This window comes from Natronorubrum thiooxidans, assembly GCF_900156475.1.
Classification (GTDB): Archaea; Halobacteriota; Halobacteria; order Halobacteriales; family Natrialbaceae; genus Natronorubrum; species Natronorubrum thiooxidans.
In genome coordinates, this window is record NZ_FTNR01000009.1 from 126868 (window position 1) to 148950 (window position 22083).

At 62.9% G+C, this 22083-nt stretch carries 15 protein-coding genes; 12 read left to right on the plus strand and 3 right to left on the minus strand.

Annotated elements, in window-relative coordinates; translation table 11 throughout:
• The 4 genes from BW940_RS13240 (at window position 1) to BW940_RS13255 (ending at window position 4257) form a co-directional block, all read left to right on the plus strand.
• A complete protein-coding gene (locus tag BW940_RS13240; protein WP_076609692.1) occupies window positions 1–2028 on the plus strand; it encodes an AMP-binding protein in 2028 nt (675 codons plus the stop codon).
• Between the two features lie 107 nt (window positions 2029–2135).
• A complete protein-coding gene (locus BW940_RS13245; RefSeq protein WP_076609693.1) occupies window positions 2136–3107 on the plus strand; it encodes a deoxyhypusine synthase in 972 nt (323 codons plus the stop codon).
• Between the two features lie 400 nt (window positions 3108–3507).
• The gene (locus BW940_RS13250; protein ID WP_076609694.1) at window positions 3508–3681 is read left to right on the plus strand and encodes a DUF1059 domain-containing protein; all 174 of its coding nucleotides are present in this window, start codon (window positions 3508–3510) and stop codon (window positions 3679–3681) included.
• A gap of 18 nt (window positions 3682–3699) precedes the next feature.
• Window positions 3700–4257 (plus strand): OsmC family protein, encoded by a 558-nt coding sequence (locus BW940_RS13255; RefSeq protein WP_076609695.1) that lies wholly within the window; start codon window positions 3700–3702, stop codon window positions 4255–4257.
• 439 nt (window positions 4258–4696) lie between these two features.
• Here BW940_RS13255 and BW940_RS13260 read toward each other — a convergent pair whose 3' ends face one another.
• Both BW940_RS13260 and BW940_RS13265 read right to left on the minus strand, forming a co-directional pair.
• Window positions 4697–6925 (minus strand): LUD domain-containing protein, encoded by a 2229-nt coding sequence (locus BW940_RS13260; RefSeq protein ID WP_076609696.1) that lies wholly within the window; start codon window positions 6923–6925, stop codon window positions 4697–4699.
• On the minus strand, window positions 6922–7446 hold the full coding sequence (locus tag BW940_RS13265; protein WP_076609697.1) for an LUD domain-containing protein: 525 nt from the start codon (window positions 7444–7446) through the stop codon (window positions 6922–6924). Before BW940_RS13265 ends, BW940_RS13260 begins: the two co-directional genes overlap by 4 nt.
• 679 nt (window positions 7447–8125) lie before the next feature.
• On the opposite strand from BW940_RS13265, the gene BW940_RS13270 reads away from it, so the two are divergent.
• Window positions 8126–9913: an L-lactate permease gene (locus BW940_RS13270; protein WP_076609754.1), complete on the plus strand. Its 1788-nt coding sequence runs from the start codon at window positions 8126–8128 to the stop codon at window positions 9911–9913.
• Window positions 9914–9980: 67 nt separating this feature from the next.
• Window positions 9981–10268, plus strand: a complete 288-nt coding sequence (locus BW940_RS13275; protein WP_076609698.1) for a HalOD1 output domain-containing protein — start codon at window positions 9981–9983, stop codon at window positions 10266–10268.
• Between the two features lie 108 nt (window positions 10269–10376).
• Here the strand turns inward: BW940_RS13275 and BW940_RS13280 are convergent, their stop codons facing one another.
• A complete protein-coding gene (locus BW940_RS13280; RefSeq protein ID WP_076609699.1) occupies window positions 10377–10994 on the minus strand; it encodes a Fic family protein in 618 nt (205 codons plus the stop codon).
• Window positions 10995–11265: 271 nt separating this feature from the next.
• Here BW940_RS13280 and BW940_RS13285 point away from each other — a divergent pair, with 271 nt between their 5' ends.
• The 6 genes from BW940_RS13285 to BW940_RS13310 all read left to right on the plus strand — a co-directional run bounded on the left by BW940_RS13285 (window position 11266) and on the right by BW940_RS13310 (window position 22069).
• A complete protein-coding gene (locus BW940_RS13285; protein ID WP_076609700.1) occupies window positions 11266–13044 on the plus strand; it encodes an L-lactate permease in 1779 nt (592 codons plus the stop codon).
• Between the two features lie 213 nt (window positions 13045–13257).
• The gene (locus BW940_RS13290) at window positions 13258–14991 is read left to right on the plus strand and encodes an L-lactate permease (protein WP_076609701.1); all 1734 of its coding nucleotides are present in this window, start codon (window positions 13258–13260) and stop codon (window positions 14989–14991) included.
• Between the two features lie 87 nt (window positions 14992–15078).
• On the plus strand, window positions 15079–18159 hold the full coding sequence (locus BW940_RS13295) for an FAD-binding and (Fe-S)-binding domain-containing protein (protein ID WP_076609702.1): 3081 nt from the start codon (window positions 15079–15081) through the stop codon (window positions 18157–18159).
• Window positions 18160–18231: 72 nt separating this feature from the next.
• Entirely contained in the window at window positions 18232–18909 is a 678-nt protein-coding gene (locus BW940_RS13300; protein WP_076609703.1) for a LiaF transmembrane domain-containing protein, read from the plus strand.
• A gap of 67 nt (window positions 18910–18976) precedes the next feature.
• Entirely contained in the window at window positions 18977–20473 is a 1497-nt protein-coding gene (gene gatB / locus BW940_RS13305; protein WP_076609704.1) for an Asp-tRNA(Asn)/Glu-tRNA(Gln) amidotransferase subunit GatB, read from the plus strand.
• Between the two features lie 246 nt (window positions 20474–20719).
• Window positions 20720–22069 (plus strand): ABC transporter substrate-binding protein, encoded by a 1350-nt coding sequence (locus BW940_RS13310; RefSeq protein WP_235847805.1) that lies wholly within the window; start codon window positions 20720–20722, stop codon window positions 22067–22069.
• Window positions 22070–22083 lie beyond the last annotated feature (14 nt).

Here is a 22083-nt window from a genome sequence, read left to right on the forward strand (position 1 = left end):
ATGGCTGAAAACACAACCGATCCGAGTCTCGAGGACGTCGACAAGATCGTTCACGAACCCAGCGAGACGTTCGTCGACTCGACCAACGTCGCCGCGTTCATGGAGACGTATGGGATCGACGATTATGACGAACTCATTGAACGCACGACGACCGACCTCGAGGGAGTCGAGGAATCGGGCGTCGACTGGTTCTGGGACGAACTCGTCGACTACCTCGGCATCGAGTTCTATGAGGAGTACGACACGGTGCGAGACGACAGCGAGGGGCCGCAGTTCACCGACTGGTATCCAGGCGGTGAACTCAACATTTCCCACAACACCGTAGACCGTCACGCCGCCCTCGACAACGAGCGGCGAAACAAAGTGGCGACGATCTGGGAGGGCGAGAACGGCGAGATCCGAGAGATAACCTACCACGAACTCCATCGCCAGTCGAATCAGGTCGCAAACGCGCTCGAGGAACGCGGCATCGAGACGGGCGATACGGTCGGCCTCTACATGCCGATGGTGCCCGAGGTCGTCTCGATTCTCTACGGCTGTTTCAAAGTCGGCGCGATCGCCGTGCCCATCTTCTCGGGCTTCGGCGTCGACGCGGCCGCGACCCGGATCTCGGATTCGGAGTGTTCGGTGCTCTTTACCGGCGACGGCTTTTATCGCCGCGGCAGTCCGGTCTATCTCAAGGGCGCTGCTGACGAGGCGATCGAGGAAGCCGGCTACGTCGAGGAGACGATCGTTTTCGACAGGCTCGGGGCGAGCGACGCTGGCTCGGAGCACGACGTGCCGTGGGACGACGACCGCGACGAGTGGTGGGCCGACGCCGTCGAGACACAAGACGACGACTACGAGAGCAAATCGCTCGACTCGAGTCAGGAGTCGATGCTGCTGTACTCGTCGGGGACCACGGGCAAACCGAAGGGGATCGTCCACACCCACGCGGGCGTGCAGATGCAGTGTGCTAAAGAGCTGCATTTCGGCTTCGATCTCAAGCCATCGGATCGGTTCTTTTGGGTCTCCGACATCGGCTGGATGATGGGGCCGTGGACGCTCATCGGCACCCACAGCTTCGGCGGCACCGTCTTCATGTACGAGGGCGCACCCGACCATCCCGAGCCGGATCGATTCTGGGAGATCATCGACCGCCACAAGCTCACCCAGTTTGGTATCTCGCCAACCGCGATCCGGGCGCTGCGAAAACACGGTGACGACTGGCTCGACGGCCATGACCTCTCCTCACTTCGGCTGCTCGGCTCGACGGGCGAGCCGTGGGACCCCGAATCGTGGCAGTGGTTCTACGAGAACGTCGGAAACGGCGAGGCCCCGATCATCAACATCTCCGGCGGCACCGAGATCTGTGGCTGTTTCCTGATGCCGATGCCGACCGAGCCGCTGAAACCATGTACGCTCGGCGGCCCCGGTCTCGGGATGGATATCGACATCGTCGACGCGTCGGGTGAGTCGGTCAGAAAGGACCACGAGCGCGGCTACCTCGTCGCACGTGACTCCTGTCCCTCGATGACCAAGTCGCTGTGGTCGGGCGACGAACGCTATCTCGATGAGTACTGGTCGCGGTTCGAGGATCTGTGGAACCACGGCGACTGGGCCCAGAAAGACGAGGACGGCTTCTGGTTCCTCCACGGTCGGGCCGACGACGCCTTGAACGTGGCGGGCCGAAAAGTCGGTCCGGCGGAGGTCGAAGGCGCACTCATCGACCACGAGTCGGTCAACCAGGCCGCCGCGATCGGCGCTCCCGACGACACCACCGGCACCGCCGTCGTCACCTACGTCGTCCTCGAGGACGGCGTCGAGGAAACGGACGACCTCCGGAGCGAACTGCGCGCACAGGTCGGCGAGGAACTCGGAAAGCCGTTCCGGCCACGCGAGGTGCTGTTCGTCGACGAATTCCCCAAGACCCAGTCGGGCAAGATCATCCGCCGCGCCATCGAGGCGACCTACACCGGCGAAGATCTCGGTGATATGAGCAGTATCGAGAACCCTGACGTCCTCGAGGACCTCGAGGACGCCCGATAGGCGACTCGAGGTGCGGTTGCGGTGGTCGATTTCTCGGCAAGCGGTAGCTTCCCACACGCCACGATCGATCCCGAGCAATTCAAACCCCTGCTCGGGTAGCTAGGGATATGACCGACGACGAATCCCACGAGCACGTCGTCCCGGGCAGCGACGAGGCGCTGTCGACGGATGACGTTCGTGGCTACGATTTCCGCGGCGAGTTCGATTTCGGTGAGTTACTCGACTCGTATGCAACGACCGGCTTTCAGGCCACACAGCTCGCGGAGGCGATCGACATCGCCGAGCGGATGCAAGACGAAGACGCGACGATCTATCTGACGTGTACGTCGAACATCATCTCCTCGGGGCTGCGCGAGGTCGTCGCCGCCCTCATCCGGAAGGGGTACGTCGACGTGTTGATCACGACCTCCGGCTCGCTGACCGAGGACGTCATCAAGACCGAAAAACCGTTCAAGATGGGCGAGTGGGACGCGGACGAGTCCGCGCTTCGCGAACGCGGCATCAACCGACTCGGAAACATTTTCGTCCCCTCCGACCGGTACGTCTGGCTCGAGGAGTACCTGTACGACTTCTTCGATGACTTCTTCGCGGAAGAGAAGATCCGGACGCCGACGGCGTTCGCCAGCGAACTCGGCGAAACGCTCGACGACGAGGATTCGGTCCTCAAACAGGCCGCGGACAACGACGTGCCGGTGTACTGTCCGGCGCTGACCGACGCCGAAGTCGGGAACTTCCTCTACTACTACCGACAGGGGTACGACTCGGAGGTCGGCATCGAGATCTTAGACGACTACGACTCGCTGATCGAAGACGGCCTGCTCTCCGATACGACCGGCCTCATCGCTGTCGGCGGCGGCGTCCCGAAACATCACGCGATCATGACGAACCTGTTCCGTGGCGGCGCGGACTACGTCGTCTACATCTCGACGGGGATGGAGGGCGACGGCTCGCTGTCGGGTGCCCCGCCGAACGAGGCCGTCTCGTGGGGCAAGATCAAGGAGGCCGAAAAGAACTACACCCAGATCGAAGCCGAAGCGACGCTGGTCTTCCCGCTGCTCGTGGCGGCTGCGTTCGACTAAACAGTAGATCGTAGCACGAGTTCGTTATGCAGAACCGTTTCTGGTGGTTCGGTAGCTGCACACGCGAATGTCGCACGAGATCAGGGCCCGATTTGCGAAGGCAGTGATCGCTCAGTCTAGGGCAAGCAGTTACCGGGCCGGCTATTGATCTGTCCGAAATATGCCGGTCTCAGTACGGAGAAGCTTTTCATCGCCACGTGCTGGCGACTGAAGTAAGTGAAAAGACGACTTTCACGGAACTCCTCCCGTTTGCACCGGTTGCGTAGAAGTCAGTCGCTGCAAAATTTTCATAAAGTAGCTTTCTTACCCTCGCTGTGGTAGTTGTACCGGCCTGGTATCACGTGTAGTGGTATCAAGGAACAAATCCGTTCTTCAGACGGGAGAACGGGAGGGAAAACCCATGGCAGACGCACACAAACTCGATTGTGAATCAGTATCGGACACGTGCCGGTTCATTATTCAATCGGAAAACGAAGAAGAGGCAGTTGAATTGGCTAAGAAACACATGAAAGAGGTTCACGGGCAGGAGGTCGCAGACGATGAACTCCGAGAGGAGCATCTCCAAATCGTCTAACGAATAGAGGCTCACACTATGGCAACGAAGACTGCGAAAAACGGGGTCGACGTAGAACAACTCACTGAAGCGATAGAGGCAATTTCCGAAGATCCAGACGTGGGGGAGTTCCGCTTTCAGGCGGAGACCAAGTGGACGGACGCGCTAAAGTCCACTACCACGATAGACGAGTTCGATCAAGCGGGTGAGCAGATCCGAACACAAGAGTTCCACATCGAGGGCGACGAACCCGAGCAGATCCTCGGCGAGCGTACCGCACCGAACGCCGTCGAACTTCTGCTCGCGGCTCTTGGATCCTGTCTAAGCGTCGGCTACGCGGCCAACGCCGCGGCGATGGACATTGAAATCCACGACCTCCGGTTCGAACTGGAGGGTGACGTCGATCTCCGGGGCTTCCTTGGCATCTCCGAAGATGTTCGACCCGGATACGACGCCCTAACCTGCAGCACATATGTCGATGCAGACGCCTCCGAGGAGGAACTCGAGGAATTGAGAGCGCGCGTCGAGGCCACCTCACCGCTGGTCGACAACATCACGAACGAGGTCTCACTCGAGACTGAATTTGTCGTGGAGTGATCGGGATAAGTGAATTACCCGATATCGAAAAGAATCGTCAGCAGCCGAAAAAATCCCTGGGAGCGATCCCAGTTCGGATTCATTTCACCCCTCTTTAGCGATTCGGTAGTGTCGATCTGGAATGCATAGTCGGTGCTGTATACGCACCCTGGGGCTTGTTTAGACGCCACCATTCCAGTCCCTGAGCATCCACATTCCGGCGGTAGGTTCGTGCGAACTGGAATTGGAACTGCTGTTCGAGTGTACATATATACGACTTCCACAGCTCAGCCGTTCTACTGGAACGTTGGACTTCCCTCACCACGAACCCTGGCCGCCACTCTCAACGAGTCGTCTGCGGTACCGATTGCCCGGCGCGATCGCGGCCCGTCTGCGGGTGTAGCGAGACTGATAGATGGCAGTCTGTATAACGCAGCCTTCGAGAGGCGGACCGGTGCGGTCAGTGAAGCCGCGAGCGCGGATCGAGCACCTCGACCGGATGGGCCGCATCGCGCTCGAGTAAGTCCTCGAGTTGGTCCTCACACGAGGTGCCGCTGGCGACGACCAGTCGGTTCTTGGCCTCGGGTGCGGTGAACTGGTCGGCGAGTCGATCGCCGACGTCCATGCTCAGTTCGTAGTACTCCTGTTTATATCCGAATGAGCCGGCCATCCCACAGCACTCGACGTCGCTCTCGAGAACGTCGTAGTCGAGAGTCTCGAAGACGACCCGCGTGTAGCGGTCGACGCCCAGCGTCCGCTGCTGGCAGTGGGAGTGGTAGGCGATTGCCGGCCCGTTGTCGCCGGTTCGTAGTCGGGCCCCGTTGGCTCCGTTCTCGAGGCAGCCGTAGACGTACTCGAGGACCTCGTAGCTCCCGTCTCGGAGTCGCTCGAACGAGGCCTCGGGAAGGAACTTCTCGTACTCGCGGTGGAACATCGCCAGATCGGAGGGTTCGATGACGACGACGTCGCGGCCGGCATCGAGATGTTCGGCCAGCGCGGCGTAGACGCGGCTGGCCTTCTCGTCGGCGGTCGCGATCATCCCCTGTGAGAGCGGTGCGCGGCCGCTTTCGCCGACCGTCGGAATCCGGACGTGGACGTCCATGGCCTCGAGGACGCGAATGGCCGCCTTCCCGCGGTCGACGTCGACGTAGTTCGTGTAGGTGTCGGGATAGAGGACGGCTTCACGCTCGGCATCGGCGGCGGACACGCGCGGGCCGCGCGCCTCGAACCAGTCGACGAGCGTCTCGCGTTCGAAGGCGGGCAGCGCGCGGCGACGGTCGATGCCGGCGGTTCGCTCGAGGAGGGCTCTGACGGGCTCGAGGCCGGCGGTCCAGTTCGACAGCGGCGCGGTCGCCGAGCCCAGTTTCGCCAGCGTCTCGTAGTTGCCAAAGAGCCGTTTCTGGAGGTCGATGGTTCCCGTCTCTTCTTCGTCGGGAACCAGTTCGTCGTAGACGAACTCGAAGCGGCCGTCGTCGCCCTCGCGGTTGATGCGGTCCCTGACGACAGTGTTGATCCACGGGATATCGATCTCGACCGGACAGGCCTCGACACAGCGCGAACAGCCCGTACAGAGGTCGTTGAACTCGGCGGCGCTCTCCTGACCGTGGACGCCGGCCTCCCAGCCAGTCGCGATGCCGCCCGTGTAGGTCTCGCCGCCGAAGGCGTGGCCGCCGACGGACTGGAAGTTTCCACAGGTATTTGCACACGCCGAACAGCGGATGCAGTACAGCGTCTCCTTGAGCTGGTCGTCCTCGCGCATCGCCATGCGGCCGTTGTCGATCAGGACGAGGTGGAAGTCGCGGTCGTCGTCGCGGTCGGCGAAGGCGATGTCCGGCTCGTCGGGATCGACGACCGGCGAGTCGACCGGCGGCGTCAGCAACGAAATGTAGGAGGTAATGTCCTGGCCCGTTCCCGAGCGGCCGATCAGTTCGATGAAGGGCGCGAGGTCTTCGACCGACGGCACGATCTTCTCGACGCCCGCGACCGCGACGTGCGTATCGGGGACGACGGCCGACTTTCGGGCGTTGCCCTCGCTCGTCACGAGCATGAGCGAGCCCGAGTCGGCCGTAATGAAGTTCGCACCGGTCATTCCCATATCGGCGTCGGCGATCAACTCGCCGAGCCGGTCGCGAGCGAACATCGTTAGCTCCTCGGCGGTCTCGAGTGGCTCCTCGGGGTCGAACTGCTCGTTGAACAGTCGGGCGATCTCGTCTTTGGATTTGTGGATCGCCGGCGCGACGATATGAGAGGGCGCTTCGTCCGCGACCTGCAGGACCCACTCACCGAGGTCGGTTTCGACGACGTCGACGCCATCGGCCTCGAGTGCCTCGTTGACCTCGAGTTCCTCGCTGGTCATCGACTTCGATTTGACGAGTCGCTCGGCCTCTTTCTCGCCGGCGACCTCGCGGATGTATCGGTTGGCGTCGGCGGCGTCGTCGGCGAGATACACCGTGCCACCGTTTGCCTCGACGGTTTCGGTAACCTCGTCGATCAGCGCCGGCAGTCGCTCGATGGCGTCTTCTTTGATCGCGCGGGCCTCACTTTTTAACCCCTCGTAATCCTCGAGGTCCGCGACCGACTCGTAGCGACCGTCGTTGAACCCGAGCGTGTTCGCCTCGACGGCGTCACCTTCGGTCTCGAGGAGACGGCGGATGTGGTCGGCTTTCTGTTCGCGTGTGCCACCGCTCATTCGGCATCACCTTCGGTCTCGAGGACGAGGACGTGGACGTCTTTCGGCCCGTGAGCACCCTTGACGAGTGCGCCCATGTCGGCGGTCGCACTCGGGCCAGTCGCGACGATAGCGCTCCCGCCATCGCGGAGTTGGGGGCCGAGCCGTTCGATCGCCGTCGGCATATCCGCGACGAGATCCGCTGCCCGGAGCACGGGAACGTGGAGGTCCGGAAAGAGACTCACCTGCTCGCTGCCGTCGGGCGTCGACGGCAACACGACGCTGCCGTAGTCTGCGATCCCCAGCGAGGCCGCGGTGACACTCGTCGTCGCCGCCTCGAGCGTCGCCGGGGTTGGTTCGTCGTCGACCCACTCGGGCAGCGACACGCCCTCGAACGGCAGTGACGTGCCGACGACGGGGTCGGAGACGATCTCCTCGAGTGTCGACTCGAACGCGGTTGGAGTCGTCCTGGTTACGGGGACGTCGAGGTCGGCAAGGGATGCTTCGAACCGGTTTCGGATCGAACCTATCTCGGCGCTCATGGGACGTTTCTTTGACCGTGCCTATTTGATTGTTCTGTTCGTTCACACAGGCCGACCGACACGTCGTAGAACGACCGATGCCAGTCGCAGACGGAAGCGGTGCGTACAGCCGGTTTCGGACTGATATCGGACATGAAAGAGCGACTCGCGGTAACTCTTTGTGAAACGACAGGTTCGGCGTCGAGGCGTGTGCCGTGGAAGCGCGTGCCAGCCACCGTCGCCATCGTAGTCAACTGTACTGGCCTCTATACACGTGTGTATTCACTATGCACACGAATATACAGGAGGTCGCCGGTCCCTTCCTCTACCCTCCAAATGGTGGGTGACGGTGAGTGTCAGATCTGATATACTGTACAAAGTGTTTCGATAATCAGCAGACGTAGCCGAGATACACAACTGTACAGGTCGAATACGCCGCCAGCTGAACGCCCACCACCGCATGAGATTCCGGCCGATCGTGGCGTAGTCAGGCGTTTCTACCATTATTTTCTAGTTTTTTTGGTGTGAAGTATCTGGAGAGACGTCTCGAACACCGATTTTATCGGACGTCCAACTCAAACGGTCGAAGATTATATATACCGTTTCAACAGTTCTGCCTCCATGCCAGATACGATTCCACATGGCATCGGCACTGATCGCTCGGCACCGACTCAGCGGCGAGACCGCCGAGGTGAGTTACATGGTTAGCACGCTCGAGATACTGCTCGCGGCGATACCGCTCGTACTCGCGGGCGTCTTGCTCGTCGGGTTCTTGTGGCCCGCGACGCGGGCGATGCCGATTGCCTGGGTCGTCGCCGTCCTGGTCGGCTTTTTCGTCTGGGGGATGCCGGCCGACTGGATCGCCGCGGCGTCGATCGTCGGCGTCATGACCGCGATCCAGATCCTCTGGATCGTCTTCGGCGCGCTGTTACTCCTGTACACGCTGATGCAGGCCGGCGCGTTCGATCGCATCAACGAAGGGTTCGCGAAGATCAGCGACGACCGGCGCGTACAGGTGATCCTGCTTGGCTTCTTCCTCGCGACGTTCATCGAGGGGGCAGCCGGGTTCGGAACACCCGCTGCCGTCGTCGCCCCGCTGTTGCTTGCACTCGGATTCCCAGCGCTTGCGGCGGTGATCGCCGGGCTAGTTGGCCACATCATTGCCGTCACCTACGGCGCGGTCGGGACACCAATCATCATCGGGATCGAGAACCCGCTCGCGACGACGGAATCGACCAATGCGGCGATCACGGACGCCGGGTTTACCGTCCAGGCGTACTCGGTCGAAGTCGCAGTCTGGGCAGCGACCTACCATGCCCTCATCGGATTCGTCATGCCGCTGTTCGCCGTCGGAATGATCGTCTACTTCTTTGGCGATCAGGACGAGCGCAGCCTCCAGCCGGCGTGGGACGTCGCGCCGCTGGCGCTGTTCTCGGGGATCGCGTTCGTGGTTCCCTACTGGCTGTCGGCACAGATCAGTGCCGAGTTCCCCGCCCTCGTGGGCGCGATGGTCGGCGGCGCGATCGTCGTCGGCGCGCTCAAAGCGGGCTACTTCGTCCCCGACGAGGAGTGGGACTTCCCGGACCAGGAGGAGTGGCCGGCCCACTGGGTCGGAACGATCGAGCCCGGTCAGGCCAGTGCACCGGGCGTCGAGCAGGGAGCCAGTGACGGTGCGACGAGCGCCGATGGCGGACTCGTCGCCAGTCAGATGTCGCTGCTTCGTGCGTGGACGCCGTACATTCTGCTGGTCGCCTTGCTCGTCATCACGCGAGTCGTCGAGCCGCTTCCAGCGTTCTTGCAGGGAGAGGCCGTCGAGGTCGCCGGGACCACGATCACGGCCCACCAACTGCTGTTTACCACGACGTGGGAGGGGATTTTCGGGACTGGTCTCAGCGGCGGCATCGACTGGGTGTACGTCCCCGGCTTCTGGCTGGTTCTCTGTGCACTGATCGCGATCCCGCTGTACGGAATGTCCGGCACGCAGGTGAAAGCCGCCTGGGCTGAAGCCGGCGAGAAGCTCGTCGCGCCGTTCATCGCGCTGGTGTTCGTCATCGCGATGGTGCAGGTAATGCTCCAGTCCGGCGCACACGCCGAGGGCGTCGAAAGCATGATCTTCGTCCTCGCACAGGCGACCGCAAACGCCGTCGGGCCTGCCTATCCGTTCGTCGCCGCGCTCATCGGCGCGCTCGGGGCCGCGATGGCCGGCTCGAACACGGTGTCGAACATCACCTTCGGCGGGTTCCAGTTCGAGGCCGCCTCGCAGCTCGGGTTGCCGACCCAGCTCATCGTCGGCGCACAGGCCGTCGGTGGTGCAATCGGGAACCTCGTCGCGATCCACAACGTGGTTGCCGCGCTCGCAACTGTCGGCCTCGTTGGGCAGGAAGGGCGTGTGATGCGGCTGAACCTGATCCCGCTCGTCTACTACGCAGTCGGGGTCGGAATCGTCGCAACGGTGTTCAGCTACGTCTTCTTCTCGGGCCTCTTCTAGGGCCTCGTATCGACGTCCGGTCGCCGTCCCTGTGATGGTCGGCGGCCCAACTCATTTGATTACACCAATGTCAACCGAAAACGACTCAATCGAACGACAGTACGGCGACGAGAGATCAGCCGTTGTCGCAATCGTCGACGGAATCAGTACGCTCGAGGAGACCGACCAAACAGCGAATCTGGACGAATTCAGTGGGCCGTTGTACGAGTCCATCAACCCCAAAGCGATCAACGCGATCATGGGGGACGGAACCGGTTCCGGCGATATCGTCGTCTCGTTCACGGTCGATGCGTACCAGGTTTCCGTGGCAGATTCGGGGCGCGTTCGCGTCCGTCCTCGAGAGACGGACCGGTAGCGCGGCTCCCGGTTGTGCAGCGGAGGACAGTCGGTATCGATCGGAAACGTGTCGGGCAGAAACCGCAATCGCGGCGATCGAGCGACCACGCGTTTTAAACGATTGTGTTCACCCAAGCGTCGGCGTAAACCGATCGTCCCCGAGGAAGTTCCAGATGTGGCCCCGCTCTTCGGGCGGGTCGACGGCGGGCAACTCCTTGAGCGCGGGTTGAATCGCGTTCCACCACCCGTCTGGCGTCTCGAACTCGGCGGGGTGGTTGGGATAGACGTGCTCGAGGAACTCCGACTTGGTCGCACTCGGGTGATCGACGATATACTCGTAGGCCGCCCGTAATGCGTCGCGGCGCGCCTCGAGCGTCGGCCCGGACCCTGGGAGGTCGGCAGCACGGATCGCCGTCTCGATGGCGGCGGGCGACTCGTCACCCTCGGCTCGTTCTTCCGCTGCCGACGCCACCTCGGACCGTCCTCGTTCCGGCGGCGTTTCGATCGGCACCCACCAGACCCGTCCGCGAGCACCCACCTTGCGTGTCTCGAGGGTCCCGCGGTCGACGAGATCGTTCAGTTTGTTGTGAGCGGTTCGGCGGGAACACTCGAGGGCGTCCATGACGTCGGCAGCAGTCAGCGGCCGCCCGTAATCGGACCGATCCTCGAAGACGTCGAGGGCGGCCTCCGGGGGGATTCGATCGGCGTACTGCCCGTGTTCGTTCCGGTCTCGATCAGCACCCATACGCGCTACCAGTACAGTCGACTGTAAATGTTTTTGCCCCGTCAAACCGGGTCGGAACTGGAAATGATTCCGAATGCGGGCGGATACTCGCGTGAGGAGTACACGTTTGTGGCCCCGATTTATATTATCGAGCGATACCTGTGAGGGAATCTGATCCGACAACTATAATTAGGACTTGTACACAGATACCACACAGCATGATGACAGGGGAACGCCAGCAGCGAGACACTGCAGGAGTCGTCTGTGAGACCGGTGTGACGAACTGACGAGTATGGTATCAGAACTAGACGTACTGTTCGCCGCCTTCCCCCTGCTCGTCGTCGGCGTTCTGCTCGTTGGATTGCTGTGGCCGGCGACGCGGGCGATGCCGATTGCGTGGCTCGCCGCCGTCGGCATCGCCGCCGTTGTCTGGAACATGCCGCCGGCGTGGCTCGCCGCGGCGACGGTCGAAGGCATCCTCACCGCGATACAGATCCTGTGGATCGTCTTCGGTGCCCTCGTGCTCCTGTATACGATGATGCTGGCGGGAGCGTTCGACGCCCTCAACCGGAGTTTCGCGACGGTCAGCGAGGACCGCCGCGTCCAGGTAATTCTGGTCGCCTTTTTTCTCGCGACGTTTCTCGAGGGCGTCGCTGGCTTCGGGACGCCCGCGGCCGTGGTCGCGCCGCTGTTGTTAGGACTCGGCTTCCCGGCGCTTGCGGCAGTGATCGCGGCGCTGATCGGCCACATCATCGCCGTCACCTACGGGGCGGTCGGGACGCCGATCATCGTCGGCATCCGGGAACCGATGGACAGCGTCTTCCGGATCAGAACGGCCCTCGAAAACGAGGGGGTGACCGCGGCGGAGTTCGCGGTCAACGTCGCGGCGTGGGCGGCGACCTACCACCTGCTCGTCGGCGTCTTGATGCCGTTTATCGCGGTCACGATGGTCGTCTACTTTTTCGGCGAGCGTCGATCGATCAGGCCCGCACTCGAGGTCGCGCCGCTGTGTCTGTTCGCGGGCGTCGCGTTCGGCGTTCCGTACTGGTTTGCGGCCTGGTACGTCACGCCGGAGTTTCCGAGTCTGATCGGATCGATGGTCGGCGCGACGGTCGTCGTCGGCGCACTGCGGGCGGGGTACTTCGTTCCCGAGGAAGACTGGGAGTTTCCCGATCAGTCGGAGTGGCCCGACCACTGGCTGGGCGACATCCAACCCGGCGACCGCGGCTCGGTGTTGTCCAGCGAGCCACAGATGTCGCTCGTTCGTGCGTGGACACCGTACCTCCTGTTGCTCGTGTTGCTCGTCGTCACTCGGCTTGTGGAACCGCTGTCGGCACTGTTACAGGGAGAGACGGTGACGATCCTCGGACGGGAGCTGTCGTTGACGCTCTGGTCGATCAGTACCGGCGTGGGCCAGTTTACGATCGGCCTCGTCTCCCTCGAGTGGGCCGACATATTCGGGACGCGGATCAGCAACGAGATCGACTTCGGCTATGTCCCCGGCATGTGGCTGCTGGGCAGCGCGCTCGCAGCGATGGTGCTGTTCGATATGGAACGATCGGACGCGACGACCGCCTGCCTCGAGGCCGCCAGAAAGCTCGTGACGCCGCTGATCGCGCTGGTGTTCGTCCTCGCGATGGCACAGGTCATGCTCCAGTCGGCCGCCCATCCGGATGCACCGCCCCAGAGCATGATCGTCGTCCTCGCGATGGCGACCGCGACCGTCTTTGGGCCCGCCTACCCGTTCGTCGCTGCGCTCATCGGCGCGCTCGGAGCCACACTCGTGGGATCGAACACCGTCAGCAACATTACGTTCGGCCCGCTGCAGTTCATCGCCGCGGAGAACCTCGGCATCTCGCGGGAACTCACCGTTGGCTCACAAGCCGTCGGCGGTGCGATCGGGAACCTCGTTGCGATTCACAACGTCGTCGCTGCGCTCGCGACCGTCGGCCTCGTCGGCGAAGAGGGGCGCGTGATCCGGGTGAACCTCGTTCCGCTCGTCTATTATACCGTCTTTGTCGGGGTCTGGACCGTCCTTTTCGTCTACGTCCTCTTCCCGGACATCTTCTGACCTGCGGTTCCGATCTTCACCGCGCTCCGCTGGATGTATGGCCAGTAATTCTGGTATACGTTCATTACATATACAACAATCATTGAGGTACTCGACAATTCCGATAAATATACATGGTGATCCCCTCGAGACTCGACCGATGCGGCCATCTCATATTCGATGGGACGACGGGAGAACAATTCAGTGGATTGAACATTCTGGAATGGGTCTATTATGACCGGTCTGATCGAAGTCGGAGCGGCACTGGCACCGCTCGTTGTCGTCGCCGTCTTGCTCGTTGCCCTGCTGTGGCCCGCTGCTCGAGCAATGCCAGCCGCCTGGCTCGTCGCCGTCGGCGTCAGTTACGTCGCCTGGGAGATGCCCCTCGAGTGGATCGCGGCCGCCACGATCAGCGGCCTGATGACTGCCCTCGAGATCCTCTGGATCGTCTTCGGGGCGCTCGTGCTGTTGTATACGCTGATGCGCTCCGGGGCGGTCGACCGGATCAACGACGGCTTCGCCTCGATCAGCGAGGATCGACGCGTGCAGGTCGTCCTGCTCGCCTTCTTCCTCGCGACGTTCATCGAGGGTGTCGCCGGCTTCGGGACGCCGGCTGCCGTCGTCGCACCGCTGATGCTCGCGCTCGGCTTCCCGGCGCTTGCGGCGGTCGTCGCCGCGCTGGTCGGCCACGCGGTCGCGACGGTGTTCGGTGCGGTCGGCACGCCGATCATCGTCGGCTTCGAAGCACCGCTTGTGAGCGTCGAGTCGGTGATCGCCGGAGAAGGACTCTCCGTCGGCGCGTACGCCACCGCCGCTGGCGGCTGGGCGGCACTGTTAAACGGGCTGCTCGGCGTGTTGATGCCGACGTTCGCCGTCGGGATGGTCGTCTACTTCTTTGGCGACACCGAGGAGCGATCGCTCGCCCCGCTGTGGGAGGTCGCGCCGCTGTGTCTGTTCGCCGGCGTCGCCTTTTCGGTTCCCTACTGGGCGTCGGCGTGGTTCATCGGCCCCGAGCTGCCGTCGCTCGTCGGCGCGATGGTCGGTGGCGCACTCGTCGTCGGGGCGCTCAACGCCGGCTACCTCGAGCCGGAGTCTACCTGGGAGTTCCCACCACAAGAGACGTGGCCCGACCACTGGGTCGGATCCATCGAACCGGGCAGTAGCGAGGTCGACGCGAACATCGACGAAACAACACAGTCGATGTCGCTGCTGCGTGCATGGTCGCCGTACCTGATCCTCGTCGTGTTGCTGATCGGGACGCGCGTGGTCGAGCCGATCGCGGTGTTCCTGCAGAACGGCCCCGGCATGGCGATCGAGTGGTCTGCAATCTTCGGCACTGAAATCGGCCAATCGATCGGCTGGGCGTACGTCCCCGGCACGTGGCTCGTGCTTAGCGCGCTGATTGCCATCCCGCTGTTCGGAATGCGGACCGACGATGTCGTCGGCGCGTGGCGTGAAGCCGGCAGTAAGATCGTTTCGCCGCTGGTCGCGCTCGTGTTCGTCATCGCGATGGTCGAAATCATGCTCAAGACCGACGCTCCCGTCGAGGCCGACGTCGTCTCGGCGGCGGCGGTCCCCGACGGGAGCATGATCGTCGTCCTCGCGGATGCGACCGCAGCAGCGATCGGGCCCGCCTATCCGATGTTCGCACCGGCCGTCGGCACACTCGGTGCGTTCATCGCTGGCTCGATCACGGTCAGTAACATCACGTTCAGCGCGTTCCAGTTCGAGGTCGCCCAGAGTCTCGGGCTGCCGACCCAGTTGATGCTCGGCGCACAGGCCGCCGGCGCAGCGATCGGGAACGTGATCGCGATTCACAACGTCATCGCCGCCCTCGCGACGGTCGGACTCGTCGGCAAGACCGGCCGCGTCGTTCGACTTAATCTTATCCCAGTCACCTACTATCTGGTCGTCGGCGGTCTCCTGACGACGGTTGCCGCCTACGTCGTCTTTCCGACGGTGTTCTGAACCGTCGCTGGCAGTATACGTATCGACCTCTAATACCCCTCTCACGAAGCGTTCGACTGACGCTAACGGACGCCTGATACAAATCCAATGACGATAACACCACCAAACCGACTCGACCCAGCAGACGATCCCGAAGCGAACTACAACTACCAGAGCGACGACATCGAACGGCCCGATCTGCTCGCGGCCCTCGAGGCCCGCGTCGATGGCGACGTTCGCTTCGATAGCTACTCGAGGCGGCTGTACGCGACCGACGCGAGCATCTACGACGTGACGCCGGTCGGTGTCGTCTTCCCGACGTCGACCGACGACGTCGCGAGCGTCGTCGCCTACTGCGCCGAGCAGGGAATTCCCGTTCTCCCACGCGGCGGTGGGACGAGCCTCGCCGGGCAGACGGTCAACGAGGCCGTCGTCCTCGATTTCACGACGTACATGGACGGCGTCGTAAACATCGACCCCGACGAGCGGCGGGCGACCGCCCAGTCGGGAATCTACCTCGGGAACCTGAACGAGACACTTGTCCCCCACGACCTGAAGTTCGCACCTGACCCCGCCTGGGGTGACAAGAGCGCACTCGGCGGCGCGATCGGCAACAACTCCACGGGCGCACACTCACTGCAGTACGGCAAAACCGACGCCTACGTCGAGGACGTCGAGGTCGTCCTCGCGGACGGCACCGTCACCACCTTCGGCGACGTCGCCCTCGAGGACCTGCCCGACCTCGCCGACGGCGACGACCTCGAGTCGGCGATCTACGCCGAGGTCGCACGCATTCTCGACGAACAGGGCGAGTTGATCGACGAGCAGTACCCCGACCTGAAGCGGAACGTCTCCGGCTACAACCTCGACTGGCTCGTCGAGGACGCCTACGGCGGCGAGCGCGGCATCGGCGAACCCGACGCCGAGGGCGGGACGATCAACCTCGCGAAACTGCTCTGTGGCAGCGAGGGGACGCTCGCGATCGTCACCGAAGCGACCGTCTCGCTCGAGCCCATCCCCGAGGAAAAGAGCATGACGCTGCTCGCCTACGACAGCGTCCTCGAGGCAATGGACGACGTCGAGCCGATCGTCGAACACGACCCCGCCGCGGTCGAGGTGCTTGACGACGTGATGATCGACCTCGCCCGGGACACCCCCGAGTTCGCACCCGTCACCGAGCTGCTTCCGGACGGGACGGCCGCAGTGTTGATCGTCGAGTTCTACGCCGACGACGTCGCCGACGGCAAACGGAAGGTGGCGAACCTGCTCGCAGATCGCTGTCCGAGCGTCGAGTCGGAGGGCGAGGCCGACGACGAGGACGAGCGAACGACCACTGCGAGTGACGTGCTCGCGTTCGACGCCATCGAGGCCTACGACGCCGACAGTCGCGCGAAGATCTGGAAGCTGCGCAAGTCCGGCCTCCCGATCTTGCTCTCGCGGACGACCGACGAGAAACACGTCGCCTTCATCGAGGACACTGGCATCCCGCCAGCAAACCTTCGCGCGTTCGTCGCCGACTTCCAGGAGGTCCTCGAGGACCACGACACCTACGCCAGCTTCTACGCCCACGCCGGGCCGGGCGTCCTCCACATCCGCCCGCTCGTGAACACGAAGACCGAAGCGGGTCTCGAGGACATGGAATCGATCACCGACGCCGTCACCGATCTCGTCGTCGAGTACGACGGCTCCGTGTCGGGCGAACACGGCGACGGGCGCGCTCGCACCCAGTGGAACCGCAAACTCTACGGCGAGGAACTCTGGGAGACGTTCCAGGAGCTCAAAACGGCGTTCGACCCCGACTGGCTGCTCAATCCGGGCCAGGTCGTCTTCCGCGACGACAACCCGACGGATATGACCGAAAATCACCGCTTCGGTCCCGAGTACGAGTTCAATGCCGGTTTCGAGCCCGTCCTCGAGTGGGACAACGACCAGGGCTTTCAGGGGATGGCCGAACTCTGTCACGGCTGTGGGGGCTGTCGCGGCGAGCAGTCCACGACCGGCGGCGTGATGTGTCCGACGTTCCGGGCCGAAGACGAGGAGATCCTCTCGACGCGTGGTCGGGCCAACATGCTCCGACAGGCGATGAGCGGCGAGTTGGATCCCGACGAACAGTTCGACGACGAGTTCGTCGAGGAGGTGCTCGACCTCTGTATCGGCTGCAAGGGCTGTAAACACGACTGCCCGAGCGGGGTCGATATGGCCAAAATGAAGGCCGAACTCACCTACGAACACCACAAGCGCAACGGGACGTCGCTTCGCGATCGGTTCTTTACGAACTTCGACACCCTCGCGAAAGTCGGTTCCGCCACCGCCCCCGTCTCGAACTGGGCGGCGAATCTGCCCGGCAGCGGTCTGCTCACCGAAAAACTGCTGGGGATCTCCCGCGAGCGCGACCTGCCGACGTTCCAGCGCAACACGTTCGCGAAACGCGTCGCGGATCACCGACCCGTCGTAGCCGACCGCGAGGCCGACCGTCGGGTCGTCCTCGTCCCCGACATCTACACCAACCACGAGTACCCCGAGGCCGGGGAAGCCGCCCTCGCAGTGCTCGAGGCCGCGGGCGTCCACGTCGAGATTGCCGACTCGCGAGACGTTGGTCGACCGGCGTACTCGAAAGGGCTGCTCGATCAGGCCGCCGAAAACGCGACCAACACCGTCCACGAACTCCTGCCGTACGTCGAGGACGGCTACGACGTCGTCCTGATCGAGCCCTCCGACGCCGTCATGGTCCAATCTGACTATCTCGACCTGTTCGACCATCCGGAGGTCGAGGCGGTCGCCGAGAATACCTACGGCGTCTGTGAGTACATTGACCGATTCGATCTCGACCGCGAGATCGCCTTCGACGCGCCCAACGAACACCTCGCCTACCACGGCCACTGCCACCAGAAGGCCCACGCGAAAGACCACCACGCCGTCGGCGTCCTTCGACGCGCGGGCTATGCGGTCGATCCGCTCGACTCGACGTGCTGTGGGATGGCCGGCAGTTTCGGCTACGAGGTCGAACACTACTCGATGAGCAAGGCCATCGGCGAGGTCCTCTACGAGCAAGTCGACGACAGCACGGGCGAGCGCGTCGTCGCGCCCGGTGCCTCCTGTCGCACCCAACTCGAGGATCGTCCCGGCGCGACTGAGGAACCGCCGACGCCGATCGAGGTCGTCGCCGCAGCGCTCGCCGAACAGCAGTAGGCAGCGCTGACGCGAGTTTCGTCGCCGTCTTCATCCGTAGTTTTATTTGCGTGATCAGTCTGGTTTGTATGTATGTCTTCACGCCGTATTTCCGCCCAGGCACTCCTCGGCGGGTTCATCGTACTGCTGGGTCTCCTCCTGTTGCTCGACACCACTGGCGTGTACGATACGACACAGCTCCTCCAGTTCGTCCCGTCACTGTTCGTGGTTGCCGGCGTCTACGCGCTCGTCTCGAGTCGCCTCCGGAACGTCGCCGGCCCGCTGGTCGTCATCGTCGTCGCTGGCGGCTGGCAACTCGCCACGCTCGGAGTCGTCGAATGGCGTGACTTCGAGGCGTTCTGGCCCCTGCTTATCGTCTTGCTCGGCCTCTCCGTGATCCTCGGCCGGTACCGGGCGCGGGCGTACGAGGTCAGCGACGCGTTCGTGACGGCGGTCGGGCTGTTCGGTGGAGCCGACCGCCGGGTGACGACTGCCGGATTCGCCGGTGGCGAACTGACGGCCGTGTTCGGCGGCGTCGATCTCGACCTTCGTGATGCAACCGTCTCCGATCGGCCGGCTCGAGTCAATGCGACGGCCGTGTTCGGCGGCGTCGACGTCCGCGTTCCGACTGACTGGAACGTCCAGGTCGATGTCCTCCCGATCTTTGGCGGTGCAGAGGACGAACGGCCACGCCGGGCCGAAGAACACGATTCGGTTGATCTCGTCGTCACCGGGTTCGCTGCGTTCGGTGGCATCACCGTCGTCGATTGAGACTGACGGACAGCCCCTCGAGTCCGTCCCGTTACGTTTTACCCGGCCCGGCCCGAATCGTGGCGCAATGACTGCCCAGACCGTCCAGCAGGGCGACCTCGTGACCGTCATCGGCCTTGAGGTCCACGTTCAGCTGGAGACCGACACGAAGATCTTCTGTGGGTGTTCGACCGACCAGACCGACGAACCGAACGAGAACGTCTGTCCGGTCTGTCTCGGCCTGCCGGGGGCGTTGCCGGTGCTCAACGAGGCCGCCGTCGAAGCCGCCGTCAAGATCGGCAAGGCGATCGACGCCGACATCCCCGAGGAGACCCGCTTCCACCGGAAAAACTACTACTACCCCGACCTGCCCAAGAACTTCCAGATCACCCAGTACGACGAGCCGATCTGTCAGGACGGCGACCTCGAGATCAGCGTCGAAGGCCAGCGCCGAACCGTCACGATCGAACGCGCCCATCTCGAGGAGGACCCGGGCAGCCTCCAGCACGTCGGCGGCGGTGGCGGCATCGACTCCGCTGACTACACGCTCGTCGACTACAACCGTGCCGGCACGCCGCTGATGGAGATCGTCACGGCCCCCGACTTCCGCAGTCCGGGCGAGGTGCGGGCCTTCCTGGCCGAACTCGAGGAAGTGCTCGAGTATCTGGGCGTCTTCGACGCCGAACGCGACGGCAGCCTGCGGATCGACGCCAACCTGTCGATTATCCCCGAAGATGAGATCGAAAGCGACGACATCACCCAGATCGGCGACAAGGCACTCGCTGCGGCGAACCGCACCGAAGTGAAGAACATCTCGAGTCACAAGGGCGCAGAGAAGGCCTTAGCCTACGAGGAGACCCGCCAGAAAAACGCGATCCAGCGCGGGCGCGCGGTCGAACAGGAGACCCGCCACTGGGACGAATCGCGGGGAATTACGGTCTCGATGCGCTCGAAAGAAGAGGAGAAAGACTACCGCTACTTCGAAGAGGCCGACCTGCCGCCACTGCGCGTCTCGGGCTGGAAAGACGAGATTTCGATCCCCGAACTCCCATCCGCGCGACGCGAGCGATTCCAGGTCGAGTACGGGCTGAGCGAGGAGGCTGCCTCGAAACTCACCTCGACGAAACAGGTCGCGGACTTCTACGAGGACGTCGCCGGCGAGTTCGACCCCGATCTGGCAGCGACGTGGGTCGCGGACAACCTGCTGGGCGAACTCAACTACCGCGATATGGCAATTACGGACCTCGAGGGCCGCCTTGAGGACGTGAACCGACTCGTCGAACTCGTCGCTGACGACGAAATCACGGCGAAAAACGCCCACGAGACGGTGTTGCGGTCGATGCTCGACGATGGGGACGCCCCCGACGAGATCGTCGACCGGGAAGGACTGGGCAAGACCGGCGAGGACGAGGTCCAGCAAGCCGTCGTCGAGGCGATCGACGAGAACCCCGACGCCGTCGACGACTACGAATCGGGCGACGAGGGTGCAATCAACTTCCTCGTCGGCCAAGTGATGCAAAAGACCGGCGGTAGCGCCGACCCCGGCGACGTCAACCAGTTGCTGCGAGCCGAACTCGAGGCGTAACGACCCGACTGGCGAGCGATTCCTCGAGGCAAGTGGTCTGTTTTGTGCCCGTAGAGCGGGCTTTCAATTCAGTATTTGAGAGTGCCAGCCAAACGAGTCGCGGTTGCGTAGTTCTGGACGCGAGACGCCACCGCGGCCGATTGGACATACATGATGGTCGTTCACGTATCTCTTGCTAACGTCCCTCATCTTTATTATGAATGGATAAGAAGATGAGAATGAGAATCGGTAACTCAATGACTTATAATGACTAACGAAGATAATAATACTGCGGGATCAAATAGAACTGGTAAAGAAATTGTTGGTCGTCGAACATTTCTGGGTGCGACGGGGGCCGCTGCGGTAACGACGTCACTGGCCGGCTGTCTCGGCGGCATCAGCGGCGGTGACGACGACGTGTTTCGGATCGGGCATCTCGGTCCAACGGAACTGGAGATGGGACTCGGTGCCGAGCGAAGTGCACAGCTCGCGGTCGATGAACTGAACGAAAACGGTGGCGTGCTCGGCCGGGACGTCGAACTGCTCTCGGAAGATACCGGCGGCTCACCGACCGAAGGGGAGCGGGTCACCGAGAATCTGATCCAGCAGGACAACGTCGACTTGCTCGTCGGGACGTTCGTCAGCGAGGTCACACAGGGAATCATCGATTTCGTCGCAGAGATGGACGTCCCGTTCCTGATCACCGGCTCTGCCGATCCGGACACGGTGACCGAGAATCACGGCAAGGAGTACGACCACTACAAGAATGTCTTCCGGACTGGCCCGATCAACTCCGATCTGCAGGCCGAGGGAATGGCCGGCTACGCGGCCTATCTCAACGAGGAATACGGGTGGGAGAACTTCTCGATTCTGGCGGACGATGCCGCCTGGACCACGTCGTTCCGAGACATTCTCCCGACCCAGATCGAAGCGACAGACGGGCTCTCGGTCGTTCACGAGGACCGGATGTCGGTCGAGACGGACAACTTCACACCGTTTCTTGACGACGCCGACGATGCGGATGCCGACGTCGTCTTCCGATTCATCGCACACGGCGGTGCAGCAGCCTTCACCAGCACCTGGGCCCAAAACGAGTACCCGTTCGCACTCGAGGGCGTCAGCGTGCCGGGAATGTCCCCCGAGTTCTGGGACGCAACTGAGGGTGCCTGTCTGTACGAAACGACGTCCCAGTCCGGGGCCGGCGGTGTTGCCCCCCTGACCGATCGATCGATGGACTTCGTCGACGCCTACGAAGCCGAATACGGCGATGAGGGGCCGCCAAGCAAGCCAATGTACATGGGATTCAACTCCTACGACGCGGTCCTGTTCTACGCCGAGGCGGCCGCAACCGCCGACACGGTCGACTACGAGAGCAATCTCGATGCCATCGTCGACGCGATACTCGACCTCGAGTTCACCGGCGCTGCTGGTGAGGTGTCGCTCTACGGGCCGGATTCGGACTACCCACACGACGTTATGGAGACCAGAACCGAGGACGGGATTATCTCGAACTTCCCGATCACGCAGTGGCAACCCGACGGGGACGACGGCGTCGTCGAATGCGTCTACCCGCAAGCGGACGCGACTGCAGACCACGTCGAACCCGAGTGGCTCTAACCACCGCAGGAACG